Annotated in this window: 20 protein-coding genes; 12 read left to right on the top strand and 8 right to left on the bottom strand. The window is 47.5% G+C overall.

From position 1 onward, the window contains the following. Positions 1 to 10 precede the first annotated feature (10 nt). On the bottom strand, positions 11 to 367 hold the full coding sequence (gene clpS, locus XMM312_RS10460; protein WP_217362057.1) for an ATP-dependent Clp protease adapter ClpS: 357 nt from the start codon (positions 365 to 367) through the stop codon (positions 11 to 13). A gap of 195 nt (positions 368 to 562) precedes the next feature. On the opposite strand from clpS, the gene XMM312_RS10455 reads away from it, so the two are divergent. Then, positions 563 to 772, top strand: coding sequence for a cold shock domain-containing protein (locus XMM312_RS10455; protein ID WP_173481041.1), 210 nt, complete (start codon positions 563 to 565; stop codon positions 770 to 772). Positions 773 to 848: 76 nt separating this feature from the next. Continuing rightward, positions 849 to 1,478 (top strand): pseudouridine synthase, encoded by a 630-nt coding sequence (locus tag XMM312_RS10450; protein WP_173481042.1) that lies wholly within the window; start codon positions 849 to 851, stop codon positions 1,476 to 1,478. Here the strand turns inward: XMM312_RS10450 and XMM312_RS10445 are convergent. Next, on the bottom strand, positions 1,438 to 1,896 hold the full coding sequence (locus tag XMM312_RS10445; protein WP_173489210.1) for a molybdenum cofactor biosynthesis protein MoaE: 459 nt from the start codon (positions 1,894 to 1,896) through the stop codon (positions 1,438 to 1,440). The two genes, XMM312_RS10450 and XMM312_RS10445, sit on opposite strands and share 41 nt — an antisense overlap. An 86-nt stretch (positions 1,897 to 1,982) precedes the next feature. On the opposite strand from XMM312_RS10445, the gene XMM312_RS10440 reads away from it, so the two are divergent. The 5 genes from XMM312_RS10440 to XMM312_RS10420 all read left to right on the top strand — a co-directional run bounded on the left by XMM312_RS10440 (position 1,983) and on the right by XMM312_RS10420 (position 6,713). Then, a complete protein-coding gene (locus XMM312_RS10440) occupies positions 1,983 to 2,453 on the top strand; it encodes an NUDIX hydrolase (RefSeq protein WP_173481044.1) in 471 nt (156 codons plus the stop codon). 4 nt (positions 2,454 to 2,457) lie between these two features. Further along, positions 2,458 to 3,579 carry a tRNA 2-thiouridine(34) synthase MnmA gene (gene mnmA, locus XMM312_RS10435; protein WP_173481045.1) on the top strand — a complete coding sequence of 374 codons (1,122 nt, stop codon included), beginning with the start codon at positions 2,458 to 2,460 and terminating at the stop codon, positions 3,577 to 3,579. Beyond that, the gene (gene hflD, locus XMM312_RS10430) at positions 3,580 to 4,254 is read left to right on the top strand and encodes a high frequency lysogenization protein HflD (protein WP_173481046.1); all 675 of its coding nucleotides are present in this window, start codon (positions 3,580 to 3,582) and stop codon (positions 4,252 to 4,254) included. A gap of 296 nt (positions 4,255 to 4,550) precedes the next feature. Beyond that, positions 4,551 to 5,915 carry an adenylosuccinate lyase gene (gene purB / locus XMM312_RS10425; RefSeq protein WP_173489209.1) on the top strand — a complete coding sequence of 455 codons (1,365 nt, stop codon included), beginning with the start codon at positions 4,551 to 4,553 and terminating at the stop codon, positions 5,913 to 5,915. A gap of 69 nt (positions 5,916 to 5,984) precedes the next feature. Then, entirely contained in the window at positions 5,985 to 6,713 is a 729-nt protein-coding gene (locus XMM312_RS10420; protein ID WP_173481048.1) for an RNA methyltransferase, read from the top strand. 189 nt (positions 6,714 to 6,902) lie between these two features. Here XMM312_RS10420 and XMM312_RS10415 read toward each other — a convergent pair whose 3' ends face one another. From XMM312_RS10415 to XMM312_RS10405, 3 genes are read right to left on the bottom strand one after another with little or no spacing between them, the layout of a single operon-like run. After that, positions 6,903 to 7,325, bottom strand: coding sequence for a heme-binding protein (locus XMM312_RS10415; RefSeq protein ID WP_173481049.1), 423 nt, complete (start codon positions 7,323 to 7,325; stop codon positions 6,903 to 6,905). 16 nt (positions 7,326 to 7,341) lie between these two features. After that, the gene (locus XMM312_RS11705) at positions 7,342 to 8,325 is read right to left on the bottom strand and encodes a VTT domain-containing protein (RefSeq protein WP_173481050.1); all 984 of its coding nucleotides are present in this window, start codon (positions 8,323 to 8,325) and stop codon (positions 7,342 to 7,344) included. Next, positions 8,322 to 8,831, bottom strand: a complete 510-nt coding sequence (locus tag XMM312_RS10405; protein WP_371731437.1) for a GNAT family N-acetyltransferase — start codon at positions 8,829 to 8,831, stop codon at positions 8,322 to 8,324. Before XMM312_RS10405 ends, XMM312_RS11705 begins: the two co-directional genes overlap by 4 nt. A 390-nt stretch (positions 8,832 to 9,221) precedes the next feature. Here XMM312_RS10405 and XMM312_RS10400 point away from each other — a divergent pair, with 390 nt between their 5' ends. From XMM312_RS10400 to XMM312_RS10380, 5 genes are all read left to right on the top strand, one after another. Beyond that, positions 9,222 to 10,352: a cupin domain-containing protein gene (locus XMM312_RS10400; protein WP_173489208.1), complete on the top strand. Its 1,131-nt coding sequence runs from the start codon at positions 9,222 to 9,224 to the stop codon at positions 10,350 to 10,352. A 449-nt stretch (positions 10,353 to 10,801) separates the two neighbouring features. After that, a complete protein-coding gene (locus XMM312_RS10395; RefSeq protein ID WP_173483676.1) occupies positions 10,802 to 12,406 on the top strand; it encodes an isocitrate lyase in 1,605 nt (534 codons plus the stop codon). Between the two features lie 227 nt (positions 12,407 to 12,633). Continuing rightward, positions 12,634 to 15,834, top strand: a complete 3,201-nt coding sequence (locus XMM312_RS10390) for an ATP-binding protein (RefSeq protein ID WP_173489207.1) — start codon at positions 12,634 to 12,636, stop codon at positions 15,832 to 15,834. 1 nt (position 15,835) lies between these two features. After that, the gene (locus XMM312_RS10385) at positions 15,836 to 16,534 is read left to right on the top strand and encodes a fumarylacetoacetate hydrolase family protein (protein WP_173481055.1); all 699 of its coding nucleotides are present in this window, start codon (positions 15,836 to 15,838) and stop codon (positions 16,532 to 16,534) included. A 36-nt stretch (positions 16,535 to 16,570) separates the two neighbouring features. After that, entirely contained in the window at positions 16,571 to 16,759 is a 189-nt protein-coding gene (locus XMM312_RS10380; protein ID WP_173489206.1) for a DUF2892 domain-containing protein, read from the top strand. 161 nt (positions 16,760 to 16,920) lie between these two features. Here XMM312_RS10380 and XMM312_RS10375 read toward each other — a convergent pair whose 3' ends face one another. Genes XMM312_RS10375 through ylqF form a run of 3 tightly spaced genes read right to left on the bottom strand, consistent with a single transcriptional unit; the run spans position 16,921 to position 19,339 of the window. Next, positions 16,921 to 18,105, bottom strand: coding sequence for an NAD(P)/FAD-dependent oxidoreductase (locus XMM312_RS10375; RefSeq protein WP_173489205.1), 1,185 nt, complete (start codon positions 18,103 to 18,105; stop codon positions 16,921 to 16,923). Further along, positions 18,102 to 18,428 (bottom strand): hypothetical protein, encoded by a 327-nt coding sequence (locus XMM312_RS10370; protein ID WP_173481058.1) that lies wholly within the window; start codon positions 18,426 to 18,428, stop codon positions 18,102 to 18,104. The genes XMM312_RS10375 and XMM312_RS10370 overlap by 4 nt, the downstream gene beginning before the upstream one ends. Next, on the bottom strand, positions 18,425 to 19,339 hold the full coding sequence (ylqF, locus tag XMM312_RS10365) for a ribosome biogenesis GTPase YlqF (RefSeq protein WP_173481059.1): 915 nt from the start codon (positions 19,337 to 19,339) through the stop codon (positions 18,425 to 18,427). The genes XMM312_RS10370 and ylqF overlap by 4 nt, the downstream gene beginning before the upstream one ends. Between the last annotated feature and the right edge of the window lie 52 nt (positions 19,340 to 19,391).

Here is a 19,391-nt window from a genome sequence, read left to right as displayed (position 1 = left end):
GCGAATCTCCTTATGCCTGCTCTACTTCACAGAGTAGCGGATGTTTATTGTCACGTGAATACTGATTAACTTGTGCCGCTTTTGTCTCAGCAACATCTTTAGTATAGACGCCACAGACACCTTTGCCCTGGGTATGAACGGCCAACATCACTTGAGTGGCTTTCTCTTCACTCATGTTGAAGAAGCCCATTAACACTTGAACCACAAACTCCATCGGCGTGTAGTCATCGTTCATAAGCAGCACTCGATAGAGCGAGGGTTGCTTTAATTCAGGTTTCGCCTCAGCCGTGGCCAATCCCGGTGGATGCTGTTGATCGTCGTCTTGATCGGACATTTCAGGCTGTGCATGACGCTTTGTAATACTCATTTTCACCAAATTAATCTAAATATAAAAAATTACCGCTTTAGAGTTTATGCATTTTTTGAAAAGCGCTTCATTACCCAGCGCCCGCTAAATACTCTTTCAGTGTAACAGACAGTCAGTGTGTTGAACCCATTACGGATCGTTCATTTAACCAGTTTACGCACTCATGTTACAGATCAGATTGCATAGGAGGATGTCATGCATAGAGGTCAGGTGAAGTGGTTCAACAACGTCAAAGGTTTTGGATTTATTCTGTGTGATCAGTTTGATCAGGAGCTTTTCGTACACTTCAGTGCTATTCAGAAAGAGGGCTATAAAACCCTTAAAGCGGGTCAAGAGGTCGTCTTTGACGCTAAACCCGTCGAGAGCGGCTACCACGCTATCAATATTCAGTTCGACGTAGCCTAAAAGGGCTCATTCTGGGACTTGGGGCTGGCAGACTTATCGCGTACACTGCGCGATACGTTTTGAGTACTCCTACCCTATGTCTACCCTCTATCTACTGAACAAACCCTTTAATGTCCTACCCACCTTTACCGATGATCAGGGTAGAGACACGCTTGCACAGTTCATTGATATCCCCAAAATCTACGCCGCAGGCCGTTTAGATTACGATTCCGAAGGACTACTGGTCTTAACCAGTGACGGCGAACTGCAGCACCGGCTCGCACATCCTAAGTTCAAACTCCCCAAAACCTACTGGGTTCAAGTAGAGGGCAGTATCACTGAACAGGCTTTGGATCAGCTAAGACAAGGGGTAGAGTTAAAAGATGGCTTAACCCGCCCCGCCAAAGCAAACATCATCCAGATCGATGAACCCTGGCCAAGAACACCACCGATTCGTGAGCGCAAAAACATACCAACCAGCTGGATTGAGCTGGTCATCAGTGAAGGGAAAAACCGCCAAGTCAGACGAATGACGGCGGCCGTCGGATTTCCAACCTTACGTTTGATTCGCTATGCCGTGGGTGAGTGGACAATCGATGATTTAGCACCAGGCGAGTGGCGAAAGTTGGACGTTAACCTAGCACCACTGCCTAAAAAGAGAACTCAACCTGCGAATAACAGGCGGACTAGCGGTCGCCCCAGCTCTTCGCGGCCTCGACGTCGCTAGCTTTCTGCTCGACCCAAACCGATCCTTTATCACTCACCTCACGCTTCCAAAACGGCGCGTCACGTTTTAGATAATCCATAATAAAGCTGGCCGCTTCAAATGCAGCATTGCGATGCGCCGAACTCACAGCCACTTGCACAACCTCTTCGGACAGCCCCATAGGACCGACTCGGTGCACAATATAGACACGTTTTAGCGGCCAACGTTCTCGTGCTTGAGTCGCTATATTGGCTAAGGCCTTTTCAGTCATGCCTGGGTAGTGTTCGAGCTCCATGAACTCTAAATCGGCATCCGGCAATTCACGCACCATGCCTGTGAATGAGACCAGTGCCCCCACCCCTTCTGGTGACTCTTTCAACCAAGTCAAACCATCTGAACTGTCAATCGGTTGCGTAACGACTTCAATGCGATCTTGCATTCTGACCTCAAAATTAAGAAACACCGCCTAGAAACGGCTTAAAATCTGATATGATAATCAGCTATTTTATTGCAGATAGTTAAACGATGCACGACTCCAAACCAAACCGCTGGTTTCCACATGCGACCGTCGCAACAATTGTTGAGAAAGAGAATCGCTTTTTACTGGTAGAAGAGATCATCAACGGCGATCAAAAGGTGCTTAACCAGCCAGCTGGCCATGTTGAAAATGGAGAAACTCTGTTTCAAGCAGCACTGCGTGAAACCGAAGAGGAGACCGCATGGAGCGTTGAACTGGATGCCCTACTGGGACTCTATGTCTACCGCGTGCCTGAATTAGATCTCACCTTCCATAGGGTGACTTTTATCGCGAATGCGCTGTCGCATAACCCTGAACAGGCATTGGATGAGGGGATTCTCCAAGCGGTCTGGATGACGCGCGATGAGGTAGCAGAGAACAAGCACCGTTTACGCAGCCACCTGGTACTGGACTGCATCGATGACTATTTGGCAGGCAAACGCTACCCACTTAATTTAATACACGATCAATTAGACTGACGTCATGAGCACAAAATCGATCACCGAGACAAAAGTTATTGTCGGCATGTCTGGCGGCGTGGACTCCTCTGTCTCTGCATACCTTTTAAAAGAACAGGGCTACCAAGTTGAAGGTCTGTTCATGAAAAACTGGGAAGAGGACGACGGTACTGAGTACTGTACCGCTCTTGAGGATCTTGCCGATGCACAAGCAGTGTGCGACAAACTTGAGATCAAGCTTCATACGGCTAACTTTGCTGCAGAGTATTGGGACAACGTCTTCGAACACTTTTTAGAAGAGTACAAAGCGGGTCGCACCCCCAACCCAGATATCCTCTGCAACCGTGAAATCAAATTCAAAGCCTTTCTTGAGTATGCCCAACTACTGGGTGCCGACATGATTGCAACCGGTCACTACACACGTCGTCGCCTGCAGGGTGAGAAGGGCGAGCTGTTAAAAGGTCTAGATCCCAACAAGGATCAGAGCTATTTCTTACACCAGGTGGGCCACCAAGAGCTGGCCATGACGCTATTCCCTGTTGGTGAGTTGGAGAAACCTAAGGTTCGTGAGATTGCAGAACAGCTCGATTTAATTACCGCCAAAAAGAAGGACAGCACGGGTATCTGTTTCATCGGTGAACGTCGCTTTACCGATTTCTTAAAACAGTACATCCCCGCTCAACCAGGCAATATCGTCACACCCACTGGGGATGTCATCGGAAAACACCAGGGCTTGATGTACTACACCCTTGGGCAGCGTCAGGGCCTCGGCATTGGCGGCCTGGCCAACTACTCCGAAGATCCATGGTTCGTGGCGGGTAAAGACTTGAACGCTAATGAACTGATCGCAGTGCAAGGCATCGATAACGAGCTGCTCTACAGTGATTGGCTCTATGCGTCCGAGATTTTTTGGATCAACGGTGAAGAGCCTCAGCTACCGATGAGTTGCACCGCAAAAGTCCGTTACCGACAAGCGGATCAAGCCTGCCGCATCGAAAAGCATGAAAAGGGCTACAAGGTCTATTTCGACCAACCTCAACGAGCGGTTACACCGGGACAATCTCTGGTCCTCTATCAAGGCGATCTCTGCTTAGGCGGCGGTGTCATTGAACAGAGTTCACGAGATCTGACTTGGGGGGATAGATAGATGTCGAGGGCAAAACAGGAGCAGGCGATCGCAATGGCTGCCATCTTTCAAGCAGCCCACCTCGTCGATCAGATTGCGCGCCAAGGGAGCTGTTCAAGCAGCAGTTTCGAAGTCTCTATCGCGTCACTGTTCGAGATGAACCCAGCTACGACTGAGGATATCTTCGGCGGCCGGCAGCAACTTAAAATCAATCTTAATGACGGCTTTAATTCAATACAGCAAATTATTGATAAAAAAGAGAATGCTTACTCACCAATGGTGATGCGCTACGCACTAAGCCTGATCACATTGGAGCGCAAACTGGCCAAGAACAGCGACTACCTGAATACCATTTCAGAGCGTCTGGATGAGCTTGCAAAAAAAGCGGACTACTTCTGGCTGAACAATCACCGTGATGACGAACCGACCGATGCCAGTCGATTTACTCACAGTTCAGTACTAGCTGGTATTGACGCTCTCTATCAAGAGACGATCAGCAACTTTAATTTCAGAATTCAGGTACAGGGTGACCCACGCAATCTGCAGAACAATGAAAATGCAGCCCGCATACGCGCCCTTCTACTGGCAGGCATTCGAGCGGCTATTCTTTGGAGACAGGTTGGCGGCCAACGCTGGCATCTGATCTTCTTTAGATCGCGCGTCGGTGACGCTCTTCAAGAGCTGAAGCGTCTTTAAATAGAGACCTCTGCCAGATCCTTTCGCGGTTTCAGCTTTGCTGAATTCGCTCCTACAATTGTGCTTCGTAGAAATATAGTACGGAACTCGGATGTGGGAGCGAATTAGCGCGAAGTTGCGGTGACTGGCTTTTAGCCTGTCATCCACTGACGGGCTTCCAATGGAGGCGCTGGAAATTGCTGATAGAGCGGATGACAGGCTAAAGCCTGTCACCACAACCTTAGACACTCCCCAACCTCTGCTTTTTTCTATATAATCTCGACCCTTAAATTCACGCTATTCAAGAGACCCCATTCATGGAACTCACTGCTCTAACAGCCGTATCGCCCGTTGATGGCCGCTACGGAAGCAAAACCTCTGCCCTTCGTACTATTTTTAGCGAATTCGGATTGATCCGCTTCCGTGTTGAAGTTGAGATCCGTTGGTTGCAGCAATTAGCTTCACATCCGCAGATCACTGAAGTCCCTGCATTAAGCAGCGAAGCCAATGCACTGTTAGATACACTGGTTGCAGAATTCTCTTTAGAACAGGCTGAGCGCATCAAAGAGATCGAGCGCACCACCAACCACGATGTAAAAGCGGTTGAGTATTTCATTAAAGAGCAGATCTCTGGCAATGCCGAACTCAACGCGATCAGCGAATTTGTTCACTTCGCTTGTACCAGCGAAGATATTAACAACCTGTCTCACGCACTGATGCTGAAAAACGGCGTCGCCGTTATGCGCACAGAGATGGAAGCGATTGAACAGGCGATTGCCAAAATCGGACAAGATTTTGCAACACAGCCAATGCTATCGCGCACTCACGGTCAGACAGCTTCACCATCGACACTGGGTAAAGAGATGGCTAACGTAGCTTACCGTCTGCGTCGTCAAATCAAGCAGCTAGACAGCATCGAGTACCTTGGCAAAATTAACGGTGCCGTTGGTAACTACAATGCTCACCTAAGTGCCTACCCAGAGATTGACTGGGAAGCGAATGCCAAGAGCTTTATTGAAGGCCTGGGATTGAACTTCAACCCCTACACGACACAGATTGAGCCTCACGATTACATTGCTGAGTTGTTCGACCTAGTCTGTCGTTACAACACCATCCTGATCGACTTTGATCGTGACGTGTGGGGCTATATCGCATGGGGTTACTTCAAGCAGAAAACGATTGCTGGCGAAGTGGGTTCATCAACCATGCCACATAAAGTTAACCCAATTGATTTTGAAAACTCAGAGGGCAACTTAGGCATCGCGAATGCAGTAATGGGCCACCTGACCATGAAATTGCCAATCTCTCGCTGGCAGCGCGATCTAACAGACTCAACCGTACTGCGTAACCTAGGTGTCGGGTTTGGCCACAGTCTGATTGCCTATGCATCGACACTGAAAGGCATTAGCAAACTTGAAGTGAACGCGGCACGCCTAGATGAAGATCTAGACAACAGCTGGGAAGTGCTAGCTGAGCCTATCCAGACAGTGATGCGCCGTTATGCGATTGAAGAGCCGTATGAGAAGCTAAAAGCACTGACTCGCGGTAAAGGGATGACTAAAGAGGTGATGCTCGATTTCATCGAAACACTTGAGATCCCAGAGTCCGCTAAAGCAGAGCTTCGCACACTGACACCGGGTACTTACGTCGGTAATGCAGCAGAACAAGCGTCTCGCATCTAATCGATGAAGCGCTGAATAAAACGCTCCTTATGGGGCGTTTTTATTGTTTAACACAACAGATCACCCATCATGCTGAACAACATTCGAATCGTTTTAGTCGAGACCTTCCACCCTGGAAACATTGGAGCGGCGGCTCGCGCACTGAAGAACATGGGACTGGGCCAACTCTGGCTAGTCAACCCTCGTGAGTTTCCAAGTGAAGAGGCCACTTCGCGTGCCGCTGGCGCTAAAGATTTATTGGAGAGTGCGAAGGTAGTTGCAACCCTCGAAGAGGCGATTGCAGACTGTCAGCTGGTGGTCGGCACCAGTGCTCGTGAAAGAACCTTCGACCTCCCCTTGCAAGACTTAGAGAGCGCTGCACAACAGATTCATACTGAATCACACTCCGGCGAAATCGCGATCATCTTTGGGCGCGAGACTATGGGTTTAAACAATAAAGAGATGCTGATGTGTAATCGACACCTGTTTATTGATGCCAACCCGGACTACCCGGTTTTGAATGTTTCACAGGCGATTCAACTGGTCTGCTATGAGTTACGCCGTGCCAGTCGCCTAGCACCTGAAAAAGTTGAAGAGGCACCCTACCCGCGCCAACATGAGATGGTTCTATTCTTTGAACACCTAGAGCGCGTGCTACGTCGCGTCAGCTTTATCATCCCTCAACACGAAGGACGCGTATTGGATAAACTGAAACGCTACTTCAATCGCACCCGTCCAGAGAAAACCGAGATGGGTATGTTACGAGGCATTCTCAACGCCGTCGAAGAGACCCTGGATCGCGAAAACAAGGGAAGCTAACGCGCGAAACCGGACATCGCCTCATCTTCGATAAGGCTCCAACAACAATCCATCGAACGCATTCTCGATCGCAAATGGCCGAACCCCCGTAGGAGCGATCTCGCAGAGGTCGCGAAACCGGACATCGCCTCATCTTCGATAAGGCTCCAACAACAATCTATTGAACTCGTCTTCCCTTTCACACACGCATTAAGGCTTTTCCAAAAACGCCTCTAAACCCGCAGCGGCAACCGCATGATCCTCTGGCGCTTTAGCACCTGCTACCCCTAGCCCCCCGATGGTTTCATCGCCCAGCTTAACGGGTAGACCACCAGCGATCAGAGAGACTTTAGGATTTTGCGCTAGCCCCTGCATCACCAATGGACGCTCACCCACAATCTCCTGCCACTTAGCGGTTGGCCAGCCATAGCTCGCAGCGGTGTAAGCTTTACGCTCCGCAAACTCCAAAGAGGCATCCGGCGCCTTAGGGTTTCTGAGTACCACTAAAGGCAGACCTGAGCGATCGACGACAACCACATTCATGGCGAACCCTTGAGTATCCGCTTCAGCTTGAACGGTTTTAGCCAATTCAAGTGCCGCTTCCATTGTTAAAGAACGAACCGATTCAAACATAGCTTCCCTGGTTACCTCATACCACTCTATGACTTTGCTTGTGGTACTGATCAAAGAGCACAATGATCAGTAACAGCCCCAACAAACTTAAACTCAGGTATCCCAAGAAGCTACCTGCCATTGCAAGATTATCCCCAACGAAATACCCAAAACCAAAATAGATTAACAACCAACCAAGCCGACCTATTAGACAGTTTAGCCAGTATTTTGTTCGACCTAATGAAGAGGCACCTGCCATCAGGCTGACAACCGCACTGATGTGCGCCACCAAAGATCTCGACAGTATTAGTGTCAAAGAGCCCCAACGGTGAAAAAGATGCTCTACCCTGTGACGACTCTTCTTATTGAAACCAAATTTTGCGCCGTGCTTATCGAACCAAGCGGTATCCATTCGTCGACCCAACTCAAACAACAGAACATCACCTAAAAACGCTGCAACCACTATCCCAACAGCCGCAAAAAAAGCATCGAACAGACCTGAGAAGGCCATTAGCCCCACTATTCCGGTCATTGGACCCGCTGGTACAGGCAAACCTAAAGCACCAAGTAATACAACCGCTAGCACGATAGGAAGACCATAAAGAGCCAACCCCTCATACAAGAGCTCATTGAGCGACGCTGACCAAGAGCCATCATCACTCTGCTGCAAATCACCTGACTGGGGAACTAAAGACTGAACCTTAGCAATCAGAGTCAGTTCACTCATACCTCGACTCTCCGCAATCGATTTTAACGTTGAGCTCTTCTCTGGCAACGGCGCACCTAGCACCCCTACCAATCCCTCTAATGAAACCTGATAATGGTCAATTAAATCACTCAGTGTATCTTTAGCACGGATATCTGCAGCGGTCTCAGAACCCAACAACCTCGCATTGTTAAGCACCGTATAGGTTTTATAACTCTTATTCACATTGAACAGAGTAAATGCCGTCAATATTATGAAAACAACCAAAAAGCTCTTTTTAGAGAGCTTGGGGAGGATGATAAGAGGGATTTTCACGACAGTTTTTTCTGCCAAAAGAGGGCTTCACCCCCTAGTTCACCAAGATCGTAGCCTTTATAGCCCAACCGTTTATAAGCAGACTGAGCAACGCCATTCTCCTCTAATACTTCCAAGGTGATCTTGCAGCAGTTCAACTCCTTAGCCACCGCTTCGATAGCAGCAAAGAGTGCATCGACAACACCCTTACCTCTCGCTTGGGGTGCCACATAAACGTCGTGAATATTGATCAATGGAGCGGCATTAAAGGTGCTAAAGCCCATAAAGGCATTAAGCAGCCCGACTGGCTGATCATTCACATAGGCAATAAAGCTATTTGCACCGTCTACCTCAGCTAATTTAGCAGGAAGAGCCTGCTTCACTTCATCACTAAGCGGAGTGTCACCCCCCAAGGGATCCAATGCATAGGCATTTAATAGAGTGACAAGATCTTTACCCTGTTGCGGATCTAGGTAATCGACTCGTGTAATCTGTAATTCATTCATCACTGAATAATAGTAGCTCACCCAGGATCGGTCTATCTAATTCATCTATTGGTGACTGGCCTTCAGCCTGCCATCCGCAGTTAGGTTGTTGGAGCGATCTCGAAGAGGTCGCGATTAATTTTCGTATGCATCTAGCTAGTAGCGACGGTGACTGGCCTTCAGCCTGTCATCCGCAGTTAGGTTGTTGGAGCGATCTCGAAGAGGTCGCGATTAATTTTCGTATGCATCTAGCTAGTAGCGACGGTGACTGGCCTTCAGCCTGTCATCCGCAGTTAGAATTTAATACCTATCTGGAAAACACCGATAAAGCAGATGACAGGCTGAAGCCAGTCACTGGAATTCTTAACAAAGTAGATATCACCCACCGGCCCTTTAATTTAAAATGAAGCCATCATTTTTAAAGGATTGGCTATGTACACAATTAACTGGGGTGATTTAACGGTTGAGACGTTTCTGCGTGACTATTGGCAACAGAAACCACTGTTAATTCGCAATGCATTTCCCGACCTTGAACCCGTTGTCAGCTCTGATGAATTGGCAGGCTTATCCCTCGAAGAGGAAGTCGAATCGAGACTGATTCAATTCAAACCGGACAGCTCAGAATACCAGTTGGAATGTGGTCCTCTAAATGAGGAGACCTTCGCACATCTTCCAGAATCGCACTGGACGCTTCTAGTGCAAGCCGTAGACCACTACTCCCCCGAAGCAAAAGCATTGCTAGATGCCTTCAACTTTGTCCCTAACTGGCGCATCGATGATCTGATGATCAGCTATGCAACGCCGGGTGGTGGTGTTGGACCACACTATGACAACTACGATGTCTTTTTAATTCAGGCTAAAGGGACACGTCGCTGGGAGTTGGGTGCTATCGAATCCAGCCAATCACCCCGTTTACCGGATGCGCCGGTTATGATTCTGAGTGAATTCCAATGCCTAGAGAGCTTTGATCTGGAGCCGGGCGATATGCTCTACCTCCCTCCACAAGTCGCTCATAACGGCATAGCAACCAGTGAAGATTGCGTCACCTACTCTGCAGGATTCAGAGCACCATCCGATGCCGAGATACTGCGAACCGTATCAGACAGCATCGGTGAAGCCCTGACTAGCGAACACCGGTTTAGTGATCCTAAACGAACTCTTTGCCAATCGCCGGGGGAGATCGATCAAGCGTCCATCACTCAAATCGAACAGCGCCTAAAAGCACTTTTATCCAATCGGGAACAGCTTGAAAGCGCTTTAGGGTCCTTGTTTTCAGAACCTAAGTATCCTGATCAAACTGAACAGCTTGACCCAGAGGATTACGATGATTGGATACTGGGCGCCACCGAGGACGGTATCGAGCTTCTTCCAAACAACCGCCTGCTCTATTCTGATGGTGAACAGTTCAAACTCTTCTGTAACGGCGTTCAGCTAGAGGTCGATGACGCAGAGATAGAACTTGCTAAACAGCTAGCCAATCAAGGTTACCTATCAGCTAATCAGTACAAGATTGGCGAGTCATCGCTCATCAAACAGCTCTTTACTCAGGGAGCCATTCAGTAGGTAATCGTGCCTTCACATTAAACCAGCGGTTCGCCAAAGGACAGCTTATGTCGCTTTTATACTATTTTCCACCTACAACTTCTTGCCATGCACCAAAGGTCTTATAGAAGAAATTGGTATATAAAAAGAGTATTTAATCGCTGTAAAAACAGACAATTTACGACCATTTACTATTAAACTTAAGTCGCTAAACCATAGTCTATATTAAAGTAAGTTATTGTTTTATATAAATTAAAACAAATATCACCACATTGACTGCTTGTAGTTTAACTACAAGAAATACGACCACCCCCTAACTGACACCCTCCATTCTATGCTGCTATGCACAAAAGCGCTTTGACAGCAGGTGCAGCAATCTTCATGATGTCGCCATCGGTCAGGTTTGATTTTTGAACCGCCAGAGATTTAACACATTCGGGTGCACAGGTACCCATTATTGAGGATGAGATATGTCTACATACAAACAAGAGATTGAAGCTCAACAAGCGACTTGTAACCAGTACGGCGGCACATGGTCAGCAATTAATGCTGAATCGGCTGCTCGCATGAAACTTCAGAACCGTTTCCACTCGGGTCTAGATATCGCTAAATACACTGCAGCGATCATGCGTAAAGATATGGCTGATTACGATGCTGATACATCTAAATACACTCAGTCTCTAGGTTGCTGGCACGGTTTCATCGGTCAACAGAAACTAATCTCTATCAAGAAGCACTTCGGTTCTACTGACAAGCGCTACCTATACCTATCTGGCTGGATGGTTGCGGCTCTACGTTCAGAGTTCGGTCCACTTCCTGACCAATCAATGCACGAGAAAACGTCTGTGCCAATGCTTATCGAAGAGCTTTACACCTTCCTTAAACAAGCGGATGCGTGGGAACTTAACCACCTTTACCGTGAGCTAGACGCTGCACGTGACGCTGGCAACAACACTAAAGAGCAAGAGATCATCGCTAAGATCGATAGCTTCGAAACTCATATCGTTCCAATCATTGCTGATATCGATGCTGGTTTCGGTAACGCTGAAGCGACTTACCTTTTAGCTAAGAAAATGATCGAAGCCGGTGCTTGTTGTATCCAGCTAGAGAACCAGGTTTCTGATGAGAAACAGTGTGGTCACCAGGACGGTAAAGTTACTGTACCTCACTCTGACTTCCTAGCTAAGATCAACGCTGTTCGTTACGCATTCCTTGAGCTTGGCGTAGATGACGGTGTAATCGTTGCACGTACTGACTCTCTAGGTGCTGGCCTAACTAAGCAGATCGCTGTGACTAACGAGCCAGGCGACCTAGGTGACCTTTACAACAGCTTCCTAGATGGCGACGTAATCAACGGTCCTGAAGACATCAACAACGGTGATGTAGTAGTTAAAGCGAACGGCCAATTAATGAAGCCTAAGCGTCTACAGTCTGGTCTATTCCAGTTCAAAGCGGGTTCAGGTGAAGATCGTGTTGTTCTTGACTGTATCACCTCACTCCAGAACGGTGCTGACCTTCTATGGATCGAAACAGAAAAACCACACGTTCAGCAGATCGCTGGCATGGTTAACCGCATCCGTGAAGTGATTCCAAATGCGAAGCTTGTTTACAACAACTCTCCTTCGTTCAACTGGACGCTTAACTTCCGTCAGCAAGTATTTGATGCTTGGACTGCTGAAGGTAAAGATGTTTCAGCCTACGATCGCGCTAAACTAATGAGTGCTGATTACGATGAAACAGATCTAGGTAAAGAAGCAGACGCTAAGATCCAAAGCTTCCAGGCAGATGCATCACGTGAAGCGGGTATCTTCCACCACCTAATCACGCTTCCGACGTACCACACGGCTGCTCTATCAACTGATAACCTAGCAAAAGGTTACTTCGGTGACGAAGGCATGCTTGCATACGCAGGCGGCGTTCAGCGTAAAGAGATCCGTCAGGGTATCGCGACTGTTAAGCACCAGGACATGGCTGGTTCTAACATCGGCGACGACCACAAAGAGTACTTCGCTGGTGATGCGGCTCTTAAAGCAGGCGGTAAAGACAACACAATGAACCAGTTCGCTAACGTTTAATCGTTAGACACTGCTCACAAAAAACGCGCCTTCGGGCGCGTTTTTTTTCTTATAAAAACCTAGATAAGACCAAATTGGTATAAATTCAGAGGGCCTCACTTCTTAAAATCCAACTATAATGAGTTTATAACAAACCGAAAAAGCCGAAGAGACACAGATTAGATGGCACAAAATTTGCTAAGAATAGTGTTCTTATTAACGCTTAATTACTCATAAGTATGCAGTCTATGAATTCACATCTAAGCAATCTGTTACGCCACCCAATCTACTCACTGGCTTTAGCGTTATTCGTCGGATTGGCCAGTGCTGGTTTGACCCCCAAACTTTTCTTCGACGCTTCTCATCGTGTTACTTGGTTCGATATTGGACTGTTTTCACCCCTGGTGCTTGTCGCGGCCTCGGCAATAGCGTCTAAAAGCCTAATCCTGCGTAATCGCCAAATTGGGCTCTACCTTTTGGGGTATCTCCCACTCCTTTGGCATCTGACAGCTGAATCACTAGAGCAAACACTTATCAAAGGGGTCATTGTTGCCATTGTGGTTACCGTCGTTGTGCACACTAGCACCCCCATTTTTGATGACTGGAAGAGAGAGAGCCGAAGCAGGCGTTTACTGGGTGTGCTTTCGGTTATCATCGGATCGCTTTTCATAGCTTATCTTGATGGCAAACTGAGTTACATTAGTTTTGCTGAACAGTTCTTTCCGGCCTTTATCGCGATCTTAAGTGCCCGAATCTTCATCACTTGGCTAAACATCGATAAAACAGAGAGAGAGCCTTTTCAGATCTCTCATCTCATTCCGGTTGCACTCTTCATTGGACAATTACTGTTTCTAAACCTAGCACCCGACGCGGTTTTGAGGCCGGGCTTGGTCATATCCCTTGCCCTACTCGCTTCTGCCATCACTCTACCCTACAGGCTATTCTGTCTCTTTTTGCCCATTGCCATGATACTGAACGCAGTAGAGTTCTCAGTCAGCCCCTATACCCAGCCCATTTTAACCGATCGAGTTCTGCTTACATTAGCCGTGGTTGCATTCTTCGCTAGCTTTATTGCACTTAAAATTAGACAGCTAAATTTTGCTAAACTGAAACTTATCCAATACAGCTCTGAATTAAAGCAAGCCGTTAACCGCTTCGAGAAAGTGTCCACTGTTACAGAGATCGCCCTTTTCGAGCAGATAGATGCGAAAGGTTCTTTATGGTGCAACTCACAACTAAAGCATCTGTTGGGTTCTGATCCAAAAACCGCTTTGACCCTACAGAGTCTATCGGACAAGTTATCAATTAAAGATCAGCCGGCACGACTTGAAGATCTAACACCTCTGGATGATCAACCCTACAGAGCAATGGTCAGCATTAATAACAATCTAACCACTGCCAGAAAAGTATTACTTACTGCGAATGTCGATCAACAAGGTTTTCTATTTGGTTCACTGGTTGATCAAACCGATACGATTGAACGTGGACTGATAGCTATAAAGGCTAAGCGTCAAGCAGATCAATTTGAGAAGATCAGTACAGCATTAATGCACACATTGGAACAGGCGGCTGAAAAGTCACGTTTCGATCTGGCCACAGTTCACCAAGAATCAGAGACTATCCACTTCGCTTTCAAGGGGCATAGCGTTAATTTTCCCGCTACCGATGTTGCAGTTCCTCAATTAGTTGAGAGAGTAAAACCATCGCACAAAGAGGCAATTAACTATCTCTTACAGGGCAAAATTGACAGCTGCGAAATTCCATTAAACCTTTCGAAAACTGAAACCATTTGGTGGAAAATCGACCGTATTGGCGTTGACCCTGAGAACAATGACAACCTGTTTATTCAAGATATAAGCTTGGAGAAACGAAACCAAGATAGAGTTTTGAAGTCTCGATCTGATGCAGAACTGGCCATTCGAAAACTCAACATCACGACAGATACATCGGGCATTGGTCTCTTTGAGATAGACCCGATCAATGAAAAAGTGCGTCCATCTGCAACCTTGCGAGAGATACTAGATTTACCGGTTAGTGAATTTATCTCTATTAAGGGATTTTTAGGCCTCTTCGACGAAGAAAATGATAGTGAATTTAAATTGACACTTTTGAGTTTGCTTGCCTTCAAAGGACCTAAACATTTTAACGTCACAATCGATAGTCAAAATGGTAAACGCTATTTTGATATTACAATGACCAGTCAGGGGCTATTGTCAGTTGACCGGCAAATCCTAGGTAGCATGATCGAAACAACGGATCGACAGCGACTCATAGAGGAGTCAAAAGATCTCTTGCACCAGGCAAACCTATCGTTTGTTCAACTTCAGGAGCGCTTTGACAGTGAAAAACGGCTATTTGGCATTATTGCACATGAGATTAGAACACCCGTCTCAGCCATAAAAATGATGCTTGAAGATGATAACGACCACAGCCTAGAGATCAATCAGAGTGTAAACCATCTATTGAATCTAATAGATGATCTTCGAAATGTTGTTAAACCTGAACAGCAAACTGCAAGACAGAGAAAAACCGGTCAAATTACACAAACTTTGCTAGAAGTGTGTAACTCAATGCAAATCTCAGCCAAAGAGGCTCAAATTGATTTAGTTGTGTCAGAGTTTGACTGGGAAGACCCTGAAACCTATTTTGATACGACCTCTCTTAAGCAGATGCTGATCAACTTTTTGCGCAACGCTTTTATTCATAGCGGGGCTAGCCAGGTCTCTGTTGAACTCTACAGACCGACGATCGACACCAACATCGTCAACTACACCCTTAAAATAAGTGATAACGGACAGGGGATTCCGAAGGAGTTTCAAGCCAATATATTTAATGCCTACTATCGCGGCGACTCAAAAGCGGATGGCAGTGGTATTGGCTTGTATCTCTGTATGCAAATTGCCCGTGAATTGGGCGGCACTGTCCAATACGAAGATACCCCTGGTGGTGGCGCCACCTTCTTGATCAATCTATCCGTGGATCTTATCTCAACGGACTCTAGCACTAGCGAGCTCGATTCACAGAAAACTTCAGAGCCAAAAGAATCAACTCAATCGACTAAGGCTTTGGACCTTACCAATAAGCGCGTCCTGGTCGCTGAAGACAATCTAATGATTCGCACGCTTACCAAAAAAATGATTGAGGGTCTTGGAGCCGAGGTGATTGCCCAGGAAGATGGTCAGTTAGCTCTTGAGGCGGCTAAAGAGAGCGACTTTGACATAGTTGTGACAGATATTTTCATGCCAAACCTCGATGGATATGGCTTAGTGTCAGCGCTTCGTGAGATCGGTTTTTCCGGACCTATTGTCGGGGTGTCAGCCGCCACAATCGGTGAAGAGCGTGATCGATTAATCGAAGCCGGCGCTTCTGCGGCACTGGCAAAACCTATCTCTGTAGAAAAATTGACGGAAGCATTACAATCCATAGATCAACAAAATCAGAGTCTATGATATGTCGGACAGTTATCTATTTACGCCTCGCCCAGTCACCGCCTTAACGATTCGCGGTGACGAACGTAAATTTCCAGTAAATCGCATCTTTTGTGTTGGCCGAAGCTATCAAGCACACGCGGCCGAGATGGGCGATAAGATTGATAAAACCTCTCAAGAGCCCTTCTATTTCATTAAAGACCTTAACGCCATTCAGGCGTCAGGAACCGATCTACCCTATCCTCCAGGAACTGAAGACCTACACTACGAGATGGAGTGGGTCGTCGCGATCGATCAGCCGGGCTTTGAGGTCGATGAAGAGAGAGCGGAAGCGATGATCTATGGTTACGCCTGTGGGTTAGACATGACACGCCGTGACCTGCAGCAGAAAGGTAAAGATAAACGTCGTCCTTGGGATCTAGGTAAAAACTTCGAAGGCGGTGCCATCATTACCGACCTGGTACCAAAATCGGTCACAGGAGTGCTTGAACGTGGCAGGATCGAACTGCGTGTTAATGGTGAAACCAAGCAGTCAGCTGACATCTCTGATCTGATCTGGTCACCCGCAGAGTTGGTCATGCACCTCTCTAAATATTACCACATACAGCCGGGGGATCTTATCTACACCGGTACCCCTGAAGGAGTGGGCCCCGTTGTCAAAGGTGACCGTATTGAAGGCAGTGTTGAAGCTGTGGGCTCAATTTCACTTAACATCGTATAACGAATTATTAAAACCCTCTCAAAAGGAGATAGTGATATGAAATGTAATGTCGGTGGAATGGATCGCGCTCTGCGCATTATTGTCGGCTTAATCCTGATTGGGCTAGCCTTCACAGAGACAGTGGGTAGCTGGGGTTACATTGGTGTAGTACCGCTGTTAACCGGTGTGTTTGGATTTTGTGGTGCTTACACACTGTTCGGACTGAACAGCTGTAAAACTAAGTAACACTTCATGGGTTGGAGCGGTCTTTCAAAGGCCGCGATTATCGCCTCATCTTCGATAAGGCTCCAACATCAATTCAAAGCTTTAAGCGTTGGAGCGGTCTTTCAAAGGCCGCGATTATCGCCTCATCTTCGATAAGGCTCCAACAATTGAACTTAACTTGCCTAAACAACTTCGCCGGCGGCATTTCCTGATGCCCACGCCCACTGGAAGTTGTGTCCACCTAAATGGCCTGTCACATCCAACGACTCACCGATAAAGTAGAGACCTGGGACACTTTTCACTTCCATGGTTTTCTGCGAGATGGCTTGAGTATCTACCCCACCAATGGTCACTTCGGCTGTACGATAGCCTTCGGTTCCCGAGGGTTTCACCTGCCATTGAGTCAGTTGCTTGGTGAGCGCTTCAATTTTCTCATTGGAGAAGTCACCCACTGCCCCAGCAAAGCCCCAGATTGAGCACAATACCTGAGCCAATCGCTTACTCATGTACTCACTAAGCACTCGCTCAATGCTCTGTTTTGGAGTCGCTTGTCGAGCCTCTTTAAGTTGCTCGTCAATATCAATACCGGGAAGCAGATCAATTTCAACACTCTGACCTGGCTTCCAATAGCTCGAGATCTGAAGAACTCCAGGGCCGCTTATGCCTCGATGAGTAAACAGAATAGGCTCTAAAAAGCTCATCCCCGCACAACTGACGCGCGCATTTTGTGCTGTCCCAGAGAGCTCTTTGAGTGGCGTTAAAATATCAGGCTGCAGCGTAAACGGGACCAGTGCCGCGCGGCGAGAGGTAACCGGCAGGTCAAACTGCTCGGTCACATCATAAGCAAAGCCGGTCGCACCACCATTAGGGATGGAAAGCCCGCCCGTTGCGACAACCAGCGACTCACATTGAATTGAACCAGTCGAGGTTTCTACGAGAAAACCATGCTCATTCTGGATAAGAGAATGGACACTCACCTCTGTCTCAATCTTTACACCCGCCCAATCGCACTCAGTGGTGAGCATCGTTAGAATCTCTTTACTGGATTCATTACAGAAGAGCTGACCTGGGGTCTTCTCGTGGTACTCAATCCCATGACGATCGACCATATCGACAAAGTGTTGAGGTGTATAACGACTCAATGCCGATTTACAGAAGTGCGGGTTATTCGATAGAAAATTGGCTGGGGTTGAGTGAAGGTGGGTGAAATTACAACGCCCTCCTCCCGACATTAAAATCTTACGGCCCACTTTTTTAGTGTGTTCCAACACCAGAACAGAACGGCCACGATAGCCAGCCGTTAATGCACACATCAGACCGGACGCACCGGCACCTATAATTAGGACATCAACCCTGCGTTTACTCATTCGCTGCCGTTGGTCTGCTCGCTGCTGTTATCGGCTTTTTCAGCACTCTTTTTATCGGCGTTGTATTGACGGATCTTATCCGCTAATCGGCCACCCTTGCGCTCACCACGACGGCCGGCCTCGGTATCACGCTCAATTGCTGATTTTGTTGGTTTCGCATTAATACGTTTCTGATCAACAGACACATGCTTTTTCTTCTGTTTTTGCGCACGCTGTTTTCGGCTCTCATAGCTGTCAGGGTCGGCCAGACGCTCCTGCTTACGGGGCGTTTTATCCAGCACGATTTTGTTAGCCATGCGCTTCTGCTTTTTTAAACGGGTCACTTAGAACTCTCCTCTGCCTTGGCCGCTTCTTCGGCCTCTTGGGCAGCTAATTCAGCGGCAATACGATCTTTCTCTTGCCACTCTTCCACTGTTTCAAAACTGATGCGCCCTAGCTTACCACCGCGCATCTCGTTCATTAGTATCTCGGCCGCCTTGTGTATATCGACCACACCGCCGGGTCGCAAGCAGCCTCGTTTACGGCCAATTTGATCCAATAAGCCTTCACCTAACTCCGGCAGCTCTTTCAATTTATAACGCTCTACTAGTCGCTCAGGGTAAGCATTAAGGATGAAGTTAGCACCATAGACAGCCACCTGATCATAATCGATCGCAGTATCTTTAATCGCACCACTGACCGCCAACCGGTATCCAGAGTCTTGGTCCTCAATTTTTGGCCACAAGATACCGGGAGTATCCGACAGAGCCATCCCCTGAAATACACTGTAGCGTTTATTCGCTTTAGTCACGGCAGGTTCATTACCCACTTTGGCAATGCGTCGGCCTAACAGAGCATTGATCAGAGTCGACTTACCCACATTGGGAATGCCCATGATCATGGCACGCACTGGGCGATCTTTGTTAGCACGGGCAGGCACGGCATCTTTACAGATTTGCGGAATCGACTTGATGGTTCTCTTATCACTTGTCGTTAACTCGATGGCCGTAATGCCCTCTTGCGCATTGAACTCCTGCAACCAAGCCTTGGTTTTGTCGGGATCTGCCAGATCGGATTTATTCAGAATTTTAAGAACCGGTTTGCCTCGACGTAACGAGGTCACCAAGGGGTTCTCGCTTGAGCGAGGCAAGCGTGCATCCAACACTTCAATAACAATGTCGACCTCATCCATAAGTTGCGCAATCTCTTTACGCGCTTTATGCATGTGACCGGGAAACCAGTTAATACGTTCCATAATGACCTATGCCTTTAAGTTGGGCGCATTATACCTGTTTATTAAGAATGAA

The organism is Marinobacterium sp. xm-m-312 (assembly GCF_013283295.1).
Classification (GTDB): domain Bacteria; phylum Pseudomonadota; class Gammaproteobacteria; order Pseudomonadales; family Balneatricaceae; genus Marinobacterium_E.
Note: the sequence above shows the minus strand (reverse complement) of the source record. Positions and strands in the feature narration are given on the sequence as shown.

Excerpts from the sequence above, each read along its gene's own strand:
- XMM312_RS10395 (WP_173483676.1), top strand. The coding sequence starts at position 10,802 with ATGTCTACATACAAACAAGAGATTGAAGCTCAACAAGCGACTTGTAAC.
- purB (WP_173489209.1), top strand. The coding sequence starts at position 4,551 with ATGGAACTCACTGCTCTAACAGCCGTATCGCCCGTTGATGGCCGCTAC.
- ylqF (WP_173481059.1), bottom strand. The coding sequence starts at position 19,339 with ATGGAACGTATTAACTGGTTTCCCGGTCACATGCATAAAGCGCGTAAA.
- XMM312_RS10455 (WP_173481041.1), top strand. The coding sequence starts at position 563 with ATGCATAGAGGTCAGGTGAAGTGGTTCAACAACGTCAAAGGTTTTGGA.
- XMM312_RS10375 (WP_173489205.1), bottom strand. The coding sequence starts at position 18,105 with ATGAGTAAACGCAGGGTTGATGTCCTAATTATAGGTGCCGGTGCGTCC.
- XMM312_RS10440 (WP_173481044.1), top strand. The coding sequence starts at position 1,983 with ATGCACGACTCCAAACCAAACCGCTGGTTTCCACATGCGACCGTCGCA.
- XMM312_RS10445 (WP_173489210.1), bottom strand. The coding sequence starts at position 1,896 with ATGCAAGATCGCATTGAAGTCGTTACGCAACCGATTGACAGTTCAGAT.
- XMM312_RS10450 (WP_173481042.1), top strand. The coding sequence starts at position 849 with ATGTCTACCCTCTATCTACTGAACAAACCCTTTAATGTCCTACCCACC.
- mnmA (WP_173481045.1), top strand. The coding sequence starts at position 2,458 with ATGAGCACAAAATCGATCACCGAGACAAAAGTTATTGTCGGCATGTCT.
- clpS (WP_217362057.1), bottom strand. The coding sequence starts at position 367 with ATGAGTATTACAAAGCGTCATGCACAGCCTGAAATGTCCGATCAAGAC.
- XMM312_RS10380 (WP_173489206.1), top strand. The coding sequence starts at position 16,571 with ATGAAATGTAATGTCGGTGGAATGGATCGCGCTCTGCGCATTATTGTC.
- XMM312_RS10400 (WP_173489208.1), top strand. The coding sequence starts at position 9,222 with ATGTACACAATTAACTGGGGTGATTTAACGGTTGAGACGTTTCTGCGT.
- hflD (WP_173481046.1), top strand. The coding sequence starts at position 3,580 with ATGTCGAGGGCAAAACAGGAGCAGGCGATCGCAATGGCTGCCATCTTT.
- XMM312_RS10415 (WP_173481049.1), bottom strand. The coding sequence starts at position 7,325 with ATGTTTGAATCGGTTCGTTCTTTAACAATGGAAGCGGCACTTGAATTG.
- XMM312_RS10420 (WP_173481048.1), top strand. The coding sequence starts at position 5,985 with ATGCTGAACAACATTCGAATCGTTTTAGTCGAGACCTTCCACCCTGGA.
- XMM312_RS10385 (WP_173481055.1), top strand. The coding sequence starts at position 15,836 with ATGTCGGACAGTTATCTATTTACGCCTCGCCCAGTCACCGCCTTAACG.
- XMM312_RS10390 (WP_173489207.1), top strand. The coding sequence starts at position 12,634 with ATGAATTCACATCTAAGCAATCTGTTACGCCACCCAATCTACTCACTG.